The sequence below is a fragment of the Delftia sp. genome, assembly GCF_059499305.1.
On record NZ_JCABYI010000031.1, the window covers coordinates 135098 to 152472 of the forward strand.

General features: G+C 66.8%; 15 protein-coding genes. 9 read left to right on the forward strand and 6 right to left on the reverse strand.

The features are described 5' to 3' along the window. Nucleotide 1 precedes the first annotated feature (1 nt). The 9 genes from AC5I49_RS21750 (at nt 2) to AC5I49_RS21790 (ending at nt 9265) form a co-directional block, all read left to right on the forward strand. Nucleotides 2-1477 (forward strand): NADH-quinone oxidoreductase subunit M, encoded by a 1476-nt coding sequence (locus tag AC5I49_RS21750; RefSeq protein WP_046239124.1) that lies wholly within the window; start codon nt 2-4, stop codon nt 1475-1477. 24 nt (nt 1478-1501) lie between these two features. Beyond that, nucleotides 1502-2995 carry an NADH-quinone oxidoreductase subunit NuoN gene (nuoN, locus tag AC5I49_RS21755; protein WP_016447701.1) on the forward strand — a complete coding sequence of 498 codons (1494 nt, stop codon included), beginning with the start codon at nt 1502-1504 and terminating at the stop codon, nt 2993-2995. Between the two features lie 55 nt (nt 2996-3050). Continuing rightward, nucleotides 3051-3356, forward strand: coding sequence for a DUF2818 family protein (locus AC5I49_RS21760; RefSeq protein ID WP_016447700.1), 306 nt, complete (start codon nt 3051-3053; stop codon nt 3354-3356). A 38-nt stretch (nt 3357-3394) separates the two neighbouring features. Further along, nucleotides 3395-3904, forward strand: a complete 510-nt coding sequence (locus AC5I49_RS21765) for a DUF1178 family protein (RefSeq protein WP_209801637.1) — start codon at nt 3395-3397, stop codon at nt 3902-3904. Between the two features lie 613 nt (nt 3905-4517). Beyond that, on the forward strand, nt 4518-5288 hold the full coding sequence (locus tag AC5I49_RS21770) for an ABC transporter ATP-binding protein (protein ID WP_016447698.1): 771 nt from the start codon (nt 4518-4520) through the stop codon (nt 5286-5288). 1 nt (nt 5289) lies between these two features. Continuing rightward, the gene (locus tag AC5I49_RS21775) at nt 5290-6000 is read left to right on the forward strand and encodes an ABC transporter ATP-binding protein (protein WP_016447697.1); all 711 of its coding nucleotides are present in this window, start codon (nt 5290-5292) and stop codon (nt 5998-6000) included. 100 nt (nt 6001-6100) lie between these two features. Continuing rightward, nucleotides 6101-7297: an ABC transporter substrate-binding protein gene (locus AC5I49_RS21780; protein WP_016447696.1), complete on the forward strand. Its 1197-nt coding sequence runs from the start codon at nt 6101-6103 to the stop codon at nt 7295-7297. 57 nt (nt 7298-7354) lie between these two features. Beyond that, a complete protein-coding gene (locus AC5I49_RS21785) occupies nt 7355-8239 on the forward strand; it encodes a branched-chain amino acid ABC transporter permease (RefSeq protein ID WP_012206960.1) in 885 nt (294 codons plus the stop codon). A gap of 27 nt (nt 8240-8266) precedes the next feature. Further along, a complete protein-coding gene (locus AC5I49_RS21790; protein ID WP_016447695.1) occupies nt 8267-9265 on the forward strand; it encodes a branched-chain amino acid ABC transporter permease in 999 nt (332 codons plus the stop codon). Between the two features lie 61 nt (nt 9266-9326). On the opposite strand, the gene AC5I49_RS21795 is transcribed toward AC5I49_RS21790, so the two are convergent. From AC5I49_RS21795 to AC5I49_RS21820, 6 genes are all read right to left on the reverse strand, one after another. After that, a complete protein-coding gene (locus AC5I49_RS21795; RefSeq protein ID WP_495789874.1) occupies nt 9327-10439 on the reverse strand; it encodes a lipocalin-like domain-containing protein in 1113 nt (370 codons plus the stop codon). A 3-nt stretch (nt 10440-10442) separates the two neighbouring features. Beyond that, nucleotides 10443-11510, reverse strand: a complete 1068-nt coding sequence (locus tag AC5I49_RS21800; protein WP_016447693.1) for a PLP-dependent cysteine synthase family protein — start codon at nt 11508-11510, stop codon at nt 10443-10445. A 26-nt stretch (nt 11511-11536) separates the two neighbouring features. Then, nucleotides 11537-12589, reverse strand: coding sequence for a tetratricopeptide repeat protein (locus tag AC5I49_RS21805; protein ID WP_495789875.1), 1053 nt, complete (start codon nt 12587-12589; stop codon nt 11537-11539). 226 nt (nt 12590-12815) lie between these two features. Next, on the reverse strand, nt 12816-13901 hold the full coding sequence (locus tag AC5I49_RS21810; RefSeq protein WP_202396519.1) for a collagen-like protein: 1086 nt from the start codon (nt 13899-13901) through the stop codon (nt 12816-12818). Between the two features lie 9 nt (nt 13902-13910). Next, nucleotides 13911-14609: an IPTL-CTERM sorting domain-containing protein gene (locus AC5I49_RS21815; RefSeq protein ID WP_495789876.1), complete on the reverse strand. Its 699-nt coding sequence runs from the start codon at nt 14607-14609 to the stop codon at nt 13911-13913. Nucleotides 14610-14804: 195 nt separating this feature from the next. Next, nucleotides 14805-17372: an FtsX-like permease family protein gene (locus AC5I49_RS21820; RefSeq protein ID WP_495789877.1), complete on the reverse strand. Its 2568-nt coding sequence runs from the start codon at nt 17370-17372 to the stop codon at nt 14805-14807. Between the last annotated feature and the right edge of the window lie 3 nt (nt 17373-17375).

Here is a 17375-nt window from a genome sequence, read left to right on the forward strand (position 1 = left end):
AATGCATTGGTTGAGTCTTTCAATCTGGGTGCCGATCGCCTTCGGCGCCCTCCTGCTGGCCCTGGGCCGCGAGGATCAGGTCAAGGCAGTGCGCTGGCTGGCCCTGGTCGGCGCGCTGGCAGGCCTGGCCGTCACGCTGCCGCTGATACAGCAGTTCGACAACAGCACGGCTGCCATGCAGTTCGTGGAGAAGGCGCTGTGGATCGAGCGCTTCAACATCCACTACCACCTGGGCGTGGATGGCATCTCGTTCTGGTTCGTGCCGCTGACCGCCTTCATCACCGTGATCGTCGTGATCGCGTCGTGGGAGAACATCACCGAGCGCGTGAACCAGTACATGGGCGCCTTCCTGATCCTGTCCGGCCTGATGGTCGGCGTGTTCAGCGCGCTGGACGGCCTGCTTTTCTACGTGTTCTTCGAGGCCACGCTGATCCCGATGTACCTGATCATCGGCATCTGGGGCGGTCCCAACCGCATCTATGCGGCCTTCAAGTTCTTCCTGTACACGCTGATGGGTTCGCTGCTGACCCTGGTCGCCGTGATCTACCTGTACACCCAGTCGGGTGGCAGCTTCGAGATCCTCGACTGGCACAAGCTGCCGCTGTCCATGACGGCCCAGACGCTGATCTTCTTCGCCTTCTTCGCGGCCTTTGCCGTGAAGGTGCCGATGTGGCCGGTCCACACCTGGCTGCCCGACGTGCACGTGGAAGCGCCCACCGGCGGCTCCGCCGTGCTGGCCGCCATCATGCTGAAGCTGGGCGCCTACGGTTTCCTGCGCTTTTCCATGCCCATCGCACCCGATGCCTCGCACAAGTGGGCCTGGCTGGTCATCGCCCTGTCGCTGATCGCCGTGATCTACGTGGGCGTGGTCGCCCTGGTGCAAAAGGACATGAAGAAGCTGGTGGCCTACTCGTCCGTGGCCCACATGGGCTTCGTGACCCTGGGCTTCTTCATCTTCAATCCGCTGGGCATTGCTGGCGGCATCGTGCAGATGATTGCCCACGGCTTCGTGTCGGGCGCCATGTTCCTGTGCATCGGCGTGCTCTACGACCGCGTGCACTCGCGTGAAATCGCTTCCTACGGCGGCGTGGTCAACACCATGCCCAAGTTCGCGGCCTTCGCGCTGCTGTTCGCCATGGCCAACTGCGGCCTGCCCGCGACGGCCGGCTTCGTCGGCGAGTGGATGGTGATCCTGGGCGCCGTGCAATACAACTTCTGGATCGGCCTGGGCGCTGCCACGGCGCTGATCTTCGGCGCGGCCTACACGCTGTGGATGTACAAGCGCGTCTACCTGGGTCCTGTCACCAATGACAATGTGCGCGGCCTGACCGACATCGGCAACCGCGAGTTCCTGGTGCTGGGTCTGCTGGCCATCGCCGTGCTGTACATGGGCCTGTATCCCAAGCCCTTCACTGACGTGATGGATGTGTCCGTGGCCGAGCTGCTCAAGCATGTGGCCATGAGCAAGCTGCAGTGACCAGACTGAAACGAGAGAATCGAGATGATTGACAACATCAGCTGGCTGGCCATCTATCCGGAGATCCTTCTCCTGGTCATGGCCTGCGTGATCGCCCTGGTGGACCTGGGCGTCAAAAGCCCGCGCCGCACGGGCACCTATGTTCTGACACTGCTGACCCTGGGCGTGGTGGCCGTGCTGCAAGGCATGTATGCCTCCAGTGGCAACACGTTCTATGGCTGGGGCAACATGGTCGTCTCCGACGCCATGGGCAACTGGCTCAAGTGTTTCGCCACCGTGGCCATGATGGTCACCCTGGTCTACGGCCGACCCTATGCCGCTGACCGCGACATGCTGCGCGGCGGCGAGCTCTTCACGTTGGCCATGCTCGCGCTGCTGGGCATGTTCATCATGATCTCGGGCAACAACTTCCTGGTCATCTACCTGGGCCTGGAGCTGCTGACGCTGTCCAGCTACGCCCTGGTGGCGCTGCGCCGCGACCACACGGCTTCGGTCGAGGCCGCGATGAAGTACTTCGTGCTTGGCGCCATGGCCAGCGGCTTCCTGCTGTACGGCATGTCCATGCTCTACGGCGCGACCGGCTCGCTGGACATCGGCCAGGTGTTCAAGGCCATCAACTCGGGCGAAATCAAGCACCAGGTGCTGGTGTTCGGCCTGGTCTTCGTGGTCTCCGGCCTGGCCTTCAAGCTGGGCGTGGTTCCCTTCCACATGTGGGTCCCCGACGTGTACCAGGGCGCTCCCACGGCCATCACCACCATGATCGGTGGCGCGCCCAAGCTGGCGGCCTTCGCCATCGTCATCCGCCTGCTGGTGGACGGCCTGCTGCCGCTGGCCATCGACTGGCAGCAGATGCTGGCCGTGCTTGCCATTGCCTCTCTGCTGGTCGGCAACCTGGCCGGCCTGCAGCAGACCAACCTCAAGCGCATGCTGGCCTACTCGACCATCTCGCAGATGGGCTTCGTGCTGCTGGGCCTGATGTCGGGTGTGGTCGACGGCAAGGTCGATCCGGCCACCGTCGAGAACGCTTACAGCTCGGCCATGTTCTACGTGGTGACCTATGTGCTGACCACGCTGGCCGCCTTCGGCGTGATCCAGCTGCTGGCCCGCGAAGGCTTCGAGAGCGAAGAGGTCGCCGACTTTGCCGGCCTGAACCAGCGTAGCCCGCTGTATGCCGGCGTGATGGCGATCTGCCTGTTCTCCATGGCCGGCATTCCGCCCCTGGTCGGCTTCTACGCCAAGCTGTCGGTGCTGCAGGCGCTGGTGGCTTCGGGCCACAGCCTGTACATCGCCCTGGCCGTGTTCGCCGTGGTCATGTCGCTGATCGGCGCCTTCTACTACCTGCGCGTCGTCAAGGTCATGTACTTCGATGAGCCCATCACCGCCACCAGCGTTTCCGCTTCGCTGGACGTGCGCGTGGTGCTGACCCTCAATGGCGCCCTGGTGCTGGGTCTGGGCATCCTGCCCGGCGGCCTGATGGCCCTGTGCGCCGACGCCGTCGTGCGCGCCCTGGCTTCCTGATCCACTTTCCCTGTGCAGGGCCTTGCGCGCAAGGCCCTGCGGTGAGGACATCGGCTTGTCGCAAACCGCTTCGATCTGGCTCGTGATATTGGCTGCCCTTGTGGCAGCCAATTTGCCTTTCTTCAACCCCCGCTGGCTGCAGCTGGGGCCGCTGCGCACCCAGCGCAAGCCGCTGGCCCTGTGCCTGCTGGAGATGGTGCTGCTGTACTTCATCGTCGGCGGCGTGGCGCTGCTGCTGGAGCGCCGCGTGGGGCAGATTGCACCCCAGGGCTGGGAGTTCTATGCCATCACGGGGGCGTTGTTCCTGACACTGGCATTCCCGGGTTTCGTCTATCGTTTCCTGATTCACCGCCGCGGCTGAGGCCGCGGTGCCGGTTGCTTCATGGATGAGGGTGCGCGATGAAAGTGCTCGACCTCCATTGCCCGCAGGGCCACCTCTTCGAGGGCTGGTTCGCCTCGGAAGAGGATTTCCAGAGCCAGCTGCAGCGCCAGCTGGTGCTGTGCCCCGTCTGCGGCCACAGCGACATCACCAAGCGCCTGAGCGCCCCCCGCATCAATCTTGGCGCCAAGCCTGCAAGCTTGCCCCCGGCTGCGGCGGCAGAGCCTGCTGCAGCCGCCTCGGCCGCCAGCTCGGCAGCCGCTGCTTCAACGGCCATGCCGCCCCAGGCGCGTGAGCAATTGCAGGCCATGCAGGCCGCCTGGCTGCAGTGGTCGCGCAAGGTCGCGCAGCAGACCGAGGACGTGGGCGAACGCTTTGCCGATGAAGCCCGCCGCATGCACTATGGCGAGACCGAAGAGCGCGCCATCCGCGGCAAGGCCAGTCCCGAGCAGGCCATGCAATTGCTGGACGAAGGCATTGCCGTGGTTCCATTGGCCTTGCCGCAAGGCAGCAAGGAAACGCTGCAGTAACTTGCTCCGGGCACATGCTGTCTTGGCGGCGACAATTGCGCTCATGGCGATCGATCGCCAATTCCCATGCCAGGCAATCACCTGGTGCTATTAATTGAATAGCGCTTTGAGTCGCTTTGTCGCCATTCAATTGATGGGGCGACAAACCCAAGCATATCCGCGGCTTTTCGCATAGTGACTGAGCAGGCCACAGGGAGATTGCCCACCTGGGTGTTTCCCGTAAGGCAGCAGACATTGGTCGCTGTCTGCCAAGCCGCAAAAAGGGTAGTTTGCTATCTCTTTGGAAGCGCTCTGGCCTTCCGCGTGGGCGTTGCCGGGCCGAGGTGATGGAGAACCCTAGGGCCCGCCTGCAGCCGCGGCGCCTTGCAGCCCCGTGACTGCTTGATTATTTCAAGTGTGAGTGGTTGCTTCTTGTTTTTGCGGCGACTCGTCTTGATGCGCCATGCTGCAGTGCGGGGCAGGGCCTGTGCTTAGGAGCACCTACGTAGGCGTTTTCCCGCTGCGGTGCACAACGTCGGCAAGCCTACGATGCGTCCGACCCTGCACAACGCCCACCAGAGCCTCTGGCGACGCGTTGGCGGCTGGCAGCATCAACGGAGCAGGCGAAGCGCACATGAGCGACGTTATTCTCGAAACCCGGAACCTGACCAAAGAGTTCAAGGGATTTACGGCGGTGAGCAAGGTGGACCTTTCGGTGCGCCGCGGCTCCATCCATGCCTTGATCGGCCCCAATGGCGCAGGCAAGACCACCTGCTTCAATCTGCTGACCAAGTTCCTGGAGCCCACCTCCGGCACCATCCGTTTCAATGGCGAGGACATCACGCAGGAGGCGCCGGCGCAGATCGCGCGCCGTGGCGTGATCCGGTCCTTCCAGATCTCGGCCGTCTTCCCGCATTGCACGCTGCTGGAGAACGTGCGCATCGGCCTGCAGCGCAAGCTGGGCACCGAGTTCCATTTCTGGCGCAGCGAAAAAAGCCTGTCCATGCTCAATGACCGCGCCATGCAGCTGCTGTCCGAAGTCGGCCTGCAGGACCTGGCCGACGAGGTCACCGTCAACCTGCCCTATGGCCGCAAGCGCGCGCTGGAGATCGCCACCACTCTGGCCATGGAGCCCGAGCTGATGCTGCTGGACGAGCCCACCCAGGGCATGGGCCACGAAGACGTGGACCGCGTGACCCAGCTGATCAAGAAGGTCTCGGCAGGCCGCACGATTCTCATGGTGGAGCACAACATGAAGGTGATCTCCACCATCGCCGACCGCATCACGGTGCTGCAGCGCGGCGCCGTGCTGGCCGAGGGGCCATACGAGGAAGTTTCGCGCAACCCGCAAGTGATGGAAGCGTATATGGGCACCACCGACGGCCAGTTGCAGGGAGCGCATTGAGATGACTGCACCGGCATTGGAAATCAAGGGCCTGCAGGCCTGGTACGGCGAATCCCATGTGCTGCACGGCATGGACCTGGTGGTCCAGCCCGGCGAGGTGGTCACGCTGCTGGGACGCAACGGCGCGGGCCGCACGTCCACGCTGCGCGCCATCATGGGGCTGACGGGCGCACGCAAGGGCTCGATCAGGATCAATGGCGTGGAGGCCATCCACCTGCCCACGCACCGCATTGCCCACCTGGGCGTGGGCTACTGCCCGGAAGAGCGCGGCATCTTCTCCAGCCTCTCGTGCGAGGAGAACCTGATGCTGCCGCCGCCGCTCAAGACCGGCCAGCAGGGCATGAGCGTGGACGAGATCTACGCCATGTTCCCCAACCTGGCCGAGCGCCGCCACAGCCAGGGCACGCGCCTGTCGGGCGGCGAGCAGCAGATGCTGGCGGTGGCGCGCATTTTGCGTACCGGCGCGCGGCTGTTGCTGCTCGACGAGATCTCCGAAGGCCTGGCCCCCGTCATCGTGCAGGCGCTGGCCCGCATGATCACCATGCTGCGCACCAAGGGCTACACCGTGGTGATGGTGGAGCAGAACTTCCACTTCGCGGCGCCGCTGGCCGACCGCTTCTACGTGGTCGAGCACGGCCATGTGGTCGAGCGTTTCGGCGCGGCCGAGCTGCAGGCCAAGATGCCCGTGCTCAACGAACTGCTCGGAGTCTGACCCGGATATCCATCGTGGCTGGCGCCTGGGGCTCGCCGGCTGCATTCCTGCCATGGCCCTGTGACAAAAAACCCAAGACATCAACGCGAAGGAGACACCAATGAAAGCAAAACTGACCGCACTGTCGTGCATGCTGGCCGCCGCCGGCCTGGCCAGCCCGCTTGCCATGGCACAGGAGAAGGTGAAGATCGGCTTCGTGACCGACATGTCCAGCCTCTATGCGGACGTGGAAGGCAAGAATGCCGTCACCGCGATGCAGATGGCCATCGATGACTTCGGCGGCAAGGTGCTGGGCCAGCCCATCGAGCTGCTGAGCGCCGACCACCAGAACAAGGCCGACATCGCCGCCTCCAAGGTGCGCGAGTGGGTGGACACGCAGGGTATCTCGCTGGTGTTCAGCGGCACCAACTCCGGCACGGCCCTGGCGGTGTCGCAGGTGGCCAATGAGAAAAAGCGCGTGCACTTCAACAGCGGCGCAGGCTCGTCGGCGCTGACCAACGAGCAGTGCAATCCCTACACCGTGCACTACGCCTATGACACCGTGGCCCTGGCCAAGGGCACGGGCACGGCCGTGGTGGAGCGCGGCGGCAAGGACTGGTTCTTCCTGACGGCAGACTACGCCTTCGGCCACGCGCTGGAGAACGACACCACGGCGGTGATCAAGGCCAAGGGCGGCAAGGTGGTGGGCGGCGTCAAGCATCCGCTCAACGCCTCGGACTTCTCGTCCTTCCTGCTGCAGGCGCAGGCCTCCAAGGCCCAGATCCTGGGCCTGGCCAATGCCGGTGGCGACACCATCAACGCCATCAAGGCGGCCAAGGAATTCGGCATCAACAAGAGCATGAAGACCGTGGGCCTGCTGGTGTTCCTGACCGACATCCACAGCCTGGGCCTGAAGAACACCGAAGGCATGCAGTTCACCACCAGCTGGTACTGGGACCAGAACGACGCGGCGCGCAAGTTCGCCGAGCGCTTCTTTGCCAAGACCAAGCGCATGCCTACCTCCATCCAGGCCGCCGACTACTCGGCCGTGACCAGCTACCTCAAGGCCGTGCAGGCCGTGAAGTCCACGGATGCCGACAAGGTCATGGCCCATCTCAAGAGCACGCCCATCGACGACTTCTACGGCAAGGGCTCGATCCGTCCCGACGGCACCTTTGCCCACGACATGTACCTGGTCGAGGTCAAGAAGCCCGCCGAGTCCAAGAAGCCCTGGGACTACCTGAAGGTCGTGGCCACGCTGCCCGCCGACCAGGTCTGGACCACCAAGGCCGAGACCAAGTGCGCGCTGTGGAAGTAACGCCGCGCCGCCACTGACCCCCAACCGCCACCCGGCCAACCACGACAGCTGCATCCCATGGAAATCTTTGGTGTTTCCCTGCCAGGCCTGATGAGCCAGCTCCTTCTGGGGCTGGTCAACGGCTCGTTCTACGCCATCCTCAGCCTGGGGCTGGCGGTGATCTTCGGCCTGCTCAACGTGATCAACTTCGCCCACGGCGCGTTGTTCATGCTGGGCGCCATGGTCACCTGGATGGCCATGAGCTACTTCAACATCAACTACTGGGTGATGCTGGTGCTGTCGCCGCTGCTGGTGGGCCTGCTGGGGGTGCTGATCGAGCGCTTCCTGTTGCGCTGGATCTACAAGCTCGACCATCTCTACGGCCTGTTGCTGACGCTGGGCCTGTCGCTGCTGATCGAGGGCCTGTTCCGCTCGGTCTACGGCGTCTCGGGGCTGGGCTATGACACGCCCGAGCTGCTGGAGGGCGCGACCAACCTGGGCTTCATGATCCTGCCCAACTACCGCGCATGGGTGGTGCTCGCCTCCATCGTGGTCTGCGTGGCTACCTGGTTCATGATCGAGAAGACGCGCATCGGCGCCTACCTGCGGGCCGGCACCGAGAACCCGCGCCTGGTCGAGGCCTTCGGCGTCAATGTCCCCGTGATGATCACGCTGACCTATGCCTTCGGCGCGGCGCTGGCGGCGTTTGCCGGCGTGCTGGCTGCGCCCGTCTACCAGGTCACGCCGCTGATGGGGCAGAACCTCATCATCGTGGTCTTCGCCGTGGTGGTGATCGGAGGCATGGGCTCCATCATGGGCTCCATCCTCACCGGCTTGGGCCTGGGGGTGATCGAGGGCCTGACCAAGGTCTTCTGGCCCGAGGCATCGTCCACCGTGGTGTTCTTCATCATGGTCATCGTTTTGCTCATCCGCCCCGCCGGCCTGTTCGGCAAAGAGAAATAACAAGAACGAGGACAAGGGGCCGACCACATGAAATCCAAGACTCTCGTTCAACGCATTGCCCCCTGGGGCTATGGCCTGCTGCTGCTGGGCCTGCTGGCGGCGCCCCTGCTGGGCGCGTATCCGGTGTTCGTGATGAAGCTCATGTGCTTCGCACTGTTCGCCTCGGCCTTCAACCTGCTGCTGGGCTACACGGGCCTGCTGTCCTTCGGCCACGCGGCCTTCCTGGGCGGCGCGGCCTATGTGACGGGCTACGCCATCAAGGGCTGGGGCTTCACGCCCGAGCTGGCCATGCTGGCCGGCACGGCCGGCGGCGCGCTGCTGGGGCTGATCTTCGGCTGGCTGGCCATCCGCCGCCAGGGCATCTACTTTTCCATGATCACGCTGGCGCTGGCCCAGATGCTGTTCTTCGTGTGCCTGCAGGCGCCCTTCACGGGCGGCGAGGACGGGCTGCAGGGCGTGCCGCGCGGCAAGCTGTTCGGCCTCATCGACCTGGCCAGCGACATGACCATGTACTACGTCACGCTGGTCATCGTGGTCCTGGCCTTCCTGCTGATCGTGCGCACCATCCACTCGCCCTTCGGCCAGGTGCTCAAGGCCATCAAGGAGAACGAGCCGCGCGCGACCTCGCTGGGCTACGACGTGGCGCGCTTCAAGCTGCTGGCCTTCGTGATCTCGGCCGCGCTCACGGGCCTGGCCGGTTCGCTCAAGACCGTGGTGCTGGGCTTTGCCACGCTGTCGGATGTGCACTGGACCACCTCCGGCCACGTGATCCTGATGACGCTGATGGGCGGCCTGGGCACGCTGTCCGGCCCCATCCTGGGCTCGGCCGTGGTGGTCATGCTGGAGAACAAGATCGGCGAGTTCGGCCTCTTCCTGCAGCGCCTCACGGGCGTGGAGTGGTTCTCCACGCTGGGCGAGTCGGTGACCATCGTCACGGGCCTGATCTTCGTGGTCTGCGTGCTGCTGTTCCGCAAGGGCATCATGGGCGAGCTGATCGTCCGGCTGCAGAAAAAGCGTACCCCTTGAGAGCCGGGTTGGGACGGTTTCAAGGGGGTGGGCTACGTGCCCATGCTGTTGACTGCCATAGCTACAACTGCAGCGGCCGGGCGTAGCCCGTCATCTCCAGATATCCCTGACCGGCTCGCGCCTCCTGGCCCGGGCCGGTGGGCTTTTGCAGGCTGCACAGGCCCTCCCAGTAGATGGCGCCGGTGGAGGCGCTGCTGTCCAGCTCCTGGTCATCGACCAGGGCGTTCACCGAGAAACGGCCAGCGGGCGTGTCCACCTGCCATTGCACGGGGTAGCGCGCTCCGCTGGCAGGGCTGCTCCAGTGGCGCAGCGGCGTGAACTGCACTGCATCGTGGGCGAAGACCTGCAGCGTGCCATCCACACCGCGCAGCGAGCCGCCGGCCCACAACGCGCTGCCATCCGCCCGTCGCACGCGAAAGGCCGTGAGCGCGCCGCCGTCGAACAGGTTCATGCCTATCCAGTCCCAGCCCACGGCCTCGGGGTGCAGCAGGGCCTGGCTCCATTCATGGTCCAGCCAGGCGCGGTTGTCGCCGGGCTCGCGTGCGGCTTCTATCGCCATGCGCTGGCCTGCCAGTTCCAGCGTGCCGCTCACCTGCAGCTGCGGGCGGCTGTAGTAGTAGCTGGCCTGATCGGGTTCGGGACCCTTGCGCGACAGGCCGGCGCGGCCCTGCAGCAAGGGGGGCAGGCGGGTGTCAAAGCGCAGGTCCAGGGCGAATGTGCTGCTGCGCAGGCGCGTGGTATAGCGCTCGGCAGCGCCTTCATCGGTGCGGGCCAGCGACCAGTCCTGCAGCCGCACGTCGGCATCGGCCTCGCTGGCCTGGGCAATGCCGAAGCCTGCGCGCGCAATGCGCTGGTCGTGGTGCAGGCGAGCGCCCTGCACATCGCACAGCGCCGCATGGGCAAACAGCAGCTGGCGCGCCGCAAAGGCGGAGCGCAGCTCCTGCGTGGCCTGTACGCGCGACCGGAAGAAGGTGATCTGGAAACCCCAGGCCCGGCCCGCTGCGCGTGCCTGGCCGGTGATGTACCACCACTCGGTGCGCAGCCCGGGGTGGCTGCCGTGGTCGCGCGGGAAGACCAGCGTGCGTGGCGGCAGTGCCTGGGCGGGCAGTCCTGCCGCCCCCAGGCCCAGGCCGGCAGCCAGGCCCAGTAGATGGCGGCGGGGCAGGGGCATCATGGATCAGCCTTGCAGCTGAGCGATGCGCGCCTGGGCCGGCCCGCAGTCGCCGATGCGCTGCATCACCCAGTCCGCATCGTGGTAGGTGGGCAGGTAGCGTTCGCCCGCATCGCACAGCAGCGAGAGAATGGAGCCCTGCTCGCCGCGCTGGCGCATCTCGCTGGCCAGCCTGAGCATGGCCACGTAGTTGGTGCCGGTGGACGGCCCCACGCGCCGGCCCAGCAGTGCGGACAGGCTGCGCATGGCGGCCAGGGAATCGCAGTCCGCCACTTCCTCCATGCGGTCCACCAGCGTGCGCACGAAGCTGGGCTCCACGCGCGGGCGGCCTATGCCCTCGATGCGCGAGCCCGGCGCGGTGAGGGTGGCATCGCCCGTGCGGTGGTAGGCGGCGAACACCGAGCCCTCGGGGTCGGCCACGCAGATGCCCGTGGCATGGCGCTGGAAACGCACGTAGCGGCCGATGGTGGCACTGGTGCCGCCCGTGCCCGCGCCCACCACGATCCAGCGCGGCACGGCATGGCGCTCGCGCCGCATCTGGGTGAACATGCTCTCCGCAATATTGTTGTTGCCACGCCAGTCGGTGGCGCGCTCGGCATAGGTGAACTGGTCCATGTAGTGGCCGCCGGCCTGCGCGGCCACGGCGCGTGCCTCGTCATAGACCTGGGCGGCGCTGTCCACCAGATGGCAGCGGCCGCCGTAGAACTCGATCAGTGCAATCTTCTCCACCGAGGTGCTGCGCGGCATCACGGCCACGAAGGGCAGGCCCAGCAGGCGCGCGAAGTAGGCCTCGCTCACGGCCGTGGAGCCGCTCGATGCCTCGACGATGGTCGATCCCTCGTGCACCCAGCCATTGCACAGCGCATAGAGAAACAGCGAGCGCGCCAGCCGGTGCTTGAGGCTGCCCGTGGGATGGGTGGATTCGTCCTTGAGGTAGAGATCGATCCCCAGGCCGGCAAAGCCGGGCAGGGGCAGCGGTATCAGGTGCGTGTCGGCACTGCGCTGGTAGTCGGCCTCGATGCGGTTGATGGCTTCATGCAGCCAGGGGGAGGTGGTGTGCGGCATGGCGGCCATTGTCGCAGGCCGCCCGGCCCAGGCGGCTACAGGCCATAGAAGGGGCGATTGGCCTCGATGCGTGCCTGCTCGCTGGCAGGGTAGCGGCGTTCGGCCAGCAACTGCTGCAGCGCGGCGCGGCCCAGGTCGCGCAGCGGGGTGTAGAAGGCGCTGACGGCCAGCTCGTCCAGTGCGCGCCAGGCATAGACCTGGGCGTCGATGAACAGGATGTCCTCGGCCGGGCGCGGCAGCGCGGCGGCCTGGTGCGCATAGAGGCAGGCCAGGGCGAACTCGGACCGCTCGCGGTGGTAGCGCGCCAGCTCGCACAGGGGCTCGGCCCGCTGCGGTCGCGCGGCATAGGCGGTGAGATAGGCCTCGCGCACGGAGGCCGGCTCGGCGCCCGAGCGCTCCAGCAGCACGCCGATCTGGAACAGCGCAAACCACTGCTCCTCGGCCCAGCCGCCCATGGCGGCGCGCTGCCGGTACCAATGCAGGCTGGACTCGATCTGGCCCGCGTCGCGGTGGCTTTGCGCCAGATAGAACACGTTGCGCGTGTTGCCGGGCTGCTCGCGCACGGCCTTCTCGAGCACGGCGATGTCGCGCAGGTAGGTCTGCGGGTCCCGCGCCCGCGCGCCGTCGTGCGAGACATCGATGTACGGCCCCGCCAGCATCTGCCAGGCCTGGTGCGCCGGGGCGGTCAGGTACTCGTGCAGCACGCCTTCCCAGCGCCAGTCCACGCGCGTGGCGATCAGCGCATTGCGCTGGTATTCGGTGCCCGCCATGTGGCAGGACAGCATGCAGCCGTCCGCCTCCAGCGCCGGCCATGCAAAGCCTTCGGGCACGCGCAGCTGCTCGTCGGCATCAATGAACAGCAGGTAGTCACCGTGCGGCCGCGCCAGCTCCAGCGCCTCGTTGCGGTTGTGGGCGAAGTCCACCCAGGGCCGCTCGTGCAGGCTGCCGGGTATGCCCTCCATGCACTGGCGCACCAGGTCCTGCGTGCCATCGCTGGAGCCCGTGTCCACGATCACCCAATGGTCCACCCACGGCTTGACCGAGGCCAGGCAACGCGCGATCACCGGGGCCTCGTTCTTGACGATCATGTTCAGGCAGATGCGGGCAGCGGATCCTGGGCGTTTGCGCGGCGGGGAACCAGGCATGGTGTGGCTTTGCGCGAGCCTATCGGCGCGTCACGGCAGTGCTCACTTCGGCGGCCTGCACTGCGGTGCTGAACATGCCTGCACTGAGACACAGGGTCCTGAAGCGACGGGAGTGGATGCAGCAGGTGCGACGATCCAGGGTTCCGGTGGTGCTTGGATGCATACCGATTCAGGGCGCCGAGAACTGCAGCGGCGCAGTGATGCTTGCCGGCAGACCCGCGTTGCTGAGAAGCGTCTCGACCAGAGGGAACACCGCCTGGCTGGAATTGCTTAATGTGCAGTCGCCTGAAAGAATGTCCTCGGTGGATGTCACGTCAATGCCCAGGCTGGTCTGGCTTTGCGACAGCACCACGCCGTTGGCATTGGCACCGCTCAAGCTATAGGTCTTGTTGTCGGTCTTGGCATAGACCAGTGTCTTGGCAAAGCGAGGGATGTTCTCCACCGACCCCCCTGACGCCATGTAGGGCGTGCCCGTGCAGTCGGGCGTGAGAAAGAACAGGTTGTTGTCGTTCTGGATACGGCCGTCGAAGCGCATTCTTGCGAAATGTCGGGTCGAGGTAAGCACGCCGACGGTGCTGTAGTTGGCCGTGTTCATGTCGATCACCGTTCCCAATATGGCGCCGCTGTTGTCCCTGAGGGTGACACCCCCTCCGCCTGCGGGGCCGGTGGGTCCGGTGGGGCCCGCATCGCCCGTGGCGCCCGTGACACCCTGTATGCCCTGGATGCCTTGTGGGCCCGTGGGACCGGTCACACCGATCCCCGTGGCGCCGGTCGGCCCCATCGTGCCCTGAACGCCCGGAATGCCCTGCGGACCCGTGGGTCCAGCCGCTCCCGTGATGCCCGCGCCCGTGGGTCCTGTTGCCCCGGTGGCACCTGTGGGGCCGGTCGGGCCGGCTGCGCCCGTGGCGCCTGCAGGGCCGATGGCGCCCGTCAAACCTGTGGCGCCCGTAGCGCCTGTCGCTCCCGTGGCCCCGCCGCCCACACCCGCCGCGCAGTGCATGAGCTGGCCCGAGACACCGTCAAAACACAGCAGCTGGTTGCCGGTAGCCGTATCGGCCGGCAGGGCCGGAACCAGTACCTCGCCGGTACGCTGCACCCGCAGCCGTTCGGCGCCCACGGAGTTCTTGATCACGAAATCGCCATTGGCTGGCAGGGTGATGGAGACATCGGCCGCCAGTGCTGCGGAGGTGTGCAGGCCTGCGCCCGCAAACATCGCAAGCAGCAGGGCCGGGACAGGGCGACGGTTCTGGTGCATGTCCGCTCCTCAGATGCGTGTGTTGCGGCGCTGGCGATGCAGGGCCATGCCGCCGAGCAGCAGGCTCATCAGCATCAGCCCATAGGTGCTGAGCGTGGGGATGCTGGCCGGAGCCGTCACCACAGGCGCTCCGATCTGCACGTTGCCAGGCACCACGCTGCCGCTGCTGTTGACCAGGGTCGCCGACGGCCCCATGGTCACCACGGCGGTGCCAGGGCCGGAAGAGGTCAGTACCACCGGCCTGCCAGGAGAGCCCAGGGTAAGGGTGCCCAGCACCGTGAGGTTGGTGCCTGCCGGCAAAACGATGGTGGGAGGCGTTGCGCTGGTGCTGATCAGCGTGAGGTCCTTGACGACGATGTTGCCGCCCAGTTGCAGGGTGGAGCCGGGGGCGCACGAGTCCGACAGCACCACGCTGCTGGTGCCCAGGTTCAACGGCACGGTGCTGGTGAGATCGCCGCTGACGTTGAGCTGGCCCCCTGTTCCGGTGACCGTCGCGCCGGTGTCGAAGCTGAAGGATCCCGTGTCGAAGGTCCCTGTTCCCAGTGTCAAGTCGCCCTGCATGATGACCGCGGTGCAAGGCAACTGGAACGAACCGCCGGCCAGATCGATGCTGGAGCCAGGAGGGAAAACGATCTGCCCCCACGCCGAGCCGCACAGTGCCGTGCCCAGGGCCAGCGACGCAGCCCAACGTTTTCCGAAACCTGCCATGAGTCCGATCTCCCGAATCCAGGCGGTGATGTGCCTGGTCTGATTTGTCGAGGCAGGGGGCCTTCTATGTAGGTCGTGTCCCGCCGAATTCGGGCAGATGATCAGATAGAAATTAATTCTTCTGTAAGAAAAATTAACAATTGATTGGGTGGTTTCATTTTCATTTGGCTATCGGTATGTGGCTGGGGATGGGGTTTACCAATCCTCCTTGACCGCCAGCACTGCCTCGCGCCCTGCAGCCGCACGCCCGGCCAGCCAGGCCGTCAGCGTGCCTGCCGCGATCACGCTGGCAGCCAGCGCCAAAAGGCGGGGCCACGGCAGGGACAGCTCCATGGTCCAGTGAAAGCTTTGCGGATTCACCACATGCACCAGGATCACGGCAACGCCCAGGCCCAGCAGGCTGCCGGCGATGGCGCCGGCCGTGGTCCAGGCCATGCCTTCGCCGGCCACCACCGCCAGGATGTCGCGCCGCGTCAGGCCCAGGTGGGCGAGCAGGCCGAATTCCTTGCGCCGCGCCAGAACCTGGGCGCTGAAGCTGGCGGCAATGCCGAACAGGCCGATGCCGATGGCCACGGCCTGCAGCCAGTAGGTCACGGCAAAGCTGCGGTCGAAGATGCGCATGGAGCGCTCGCGCAGCGCGCCGCTGCTGGCGAACTCCAGTGCCTGCGCGGCGCCCGGCCCGGCCATCAGCGACTGGATGTGCGCCTGCAACTGCTGCTCCGTGGCTGTGTCGTCGCCGTCCGGCCAGATGGCGATTTCGGTGGGGCCTGCCGTGGTGGCGCTGCCGTCGGCAAGCCGTTGGTAGTCATCCCAGTCCATGGCGATGGCGCCGAACTGGCGCACATAGTCGCGCCAGATGCCGGCCACAAACACGCGGGAATCTTCCGACGGCAGGGCCTGGGCCAGCAGCGGCCACTCCTGGCCCGGCCGCACGCCATAGAGTTGGGCCACGGCTTCACTGACATAGACGGGCGTGCTGCCAGCGGGCGCTTGCACGGGGCCTTGTATCCACGGCAACTGCTGGCCCTGGGGGCCATGCAGCGGGCGCAGCAGCAGGCTGACGGCGGGGCGATCCGGGCTGAGCCACAGGCTGGTGCTGCGCATGGGCTGGGCGCGCTGCACGCCAGGCAGGGCGGCAATGCGCGCGGCCAGATCGGCGGGCAGGGGCGCGGCATCGGCACGGCCTGCGCTGCCGGCCGTGCGCAGGTACAGCGGGGCGGGCAGCACGGCGTCCAGCCAGGCGATCATGCTGTCCCTGAAGCTGGCCACCATCACGGTCAGCGCCACGGCCAGGCTCAGGCTGGCCACCACGCCGCCCACGGCCACCGTGGTGCTGCGGCGCATGCGCCGTGCGCGCTCCACGGGCAGCAGGGCCAGCGGCTGGCGCAGCAGCGATTGCGGCACCAGGCGCAACAGTTGGCCCAGCAGCCAGGGCAGGGCGGCCATGCCGCCCAGCAGCAGCAGGGCCACGGCGGCATAGGCGGCCAGGGGAATGCCGGCCACGGGCGGCACAAAGGCCAGGGCCACGCTGGCTGCCATCAGCAGCAGGGCCGGCAGGCCGCGCGCCGCGCGTTCGGAGCCCGCGCCCTGGCCCTTGAGCGTGGCCGCAGGCGGCAGCTCCATGGCCTGGCGCGCCGGCCACCAGCCGCCAGCCACGGTGGCGGCCACGCCCAGCAGGCCAAAGGTCAGCGCGGCGCTGGCGCTCCACTGCAGCGCGGGCTGCACGCCGGCAAAGTAGCCGCCGCCCAGGTCACCGCCCAGCAGGTGCAGGGCCAGCCAGGCCAGTCCCGCTCCCAGCGCAATGCCGGCCGCGCTGCCCACCATGCCCAGCAGCAGCGACTCCAGCAGCACCAAGCCCAGGCGCTGGCGCGGTGTCAGTCCCAGCACGGCCAGCAGGGCGAACTGCGGCGCGCGCTGGGCCACGCTGAGCGCCAGCACCGAGAACACCAGGAACGCCCCCGTGAACAGCGCCACCAGGGCCAGCACCGTGAGGTTGACGCGGTAGGCGCGCGACATCTCGGCAATGCGCTGCTGGTCGTCGCCGGGGCGGCCGGCCAGGGCCTGGGCGGGCCAGTCGGGCAGGCGGCGCAGTTCGGCCAGCAGGGACTCGCGCGTGGCGCCTTCGGCCAGCAGCACATCGATGCGGTCCACCTGACCCCAGCGCTGCAGGCTGTCCTGCAGCGTGCCGATGTCCATCACGGCCAGCGGCGGGCCGGATGCGGCCACCGTGCCCGCGATGCGCAGGGTCTGCGCGCGCCCGCCCAGTTGCCATGGCAGGGGCGTGTGCCGCGCCTGCTCCGGCGTCAGGCCCAGGGCTTCGAGTGCCGTTGCATTGAGGAAGACCGCATCGGGCGCGAACAGGTCCAGACGCCCGCCGCCATCGAACAGCCGGGGCATGAGCGCAGGCGCCACGGGCGCCAGCCGCAGCGCATCGCCGCCCAGCACGCGCAACTGCACCGGCGTGGCGGTGCCGGCCAGGGCCGTGGCTTCGATCCAGGGTGCGGCCAGGCTGACCTGGGGCTGCTGCGCAACACGGCCATACAGCGTTTCGGGCAGGCCGCCCTGCATGGCACGCAGCTCCAGGTCCGGCTGGCCGCTGACCGTGCGCACGGCGCGCGAGAACTCATCGAGCGCGGACTGGTTGATCACATGCACGGCAAAGCCCAGGGCCACGCCCAGCATGATGGCCACCAGGGCGGTGGCCGTGCGCCAGGGATGCTGGCGCAGCTCCTGCCAGGAAAAGGTGCGAAGCAGGGCGAGCATGGG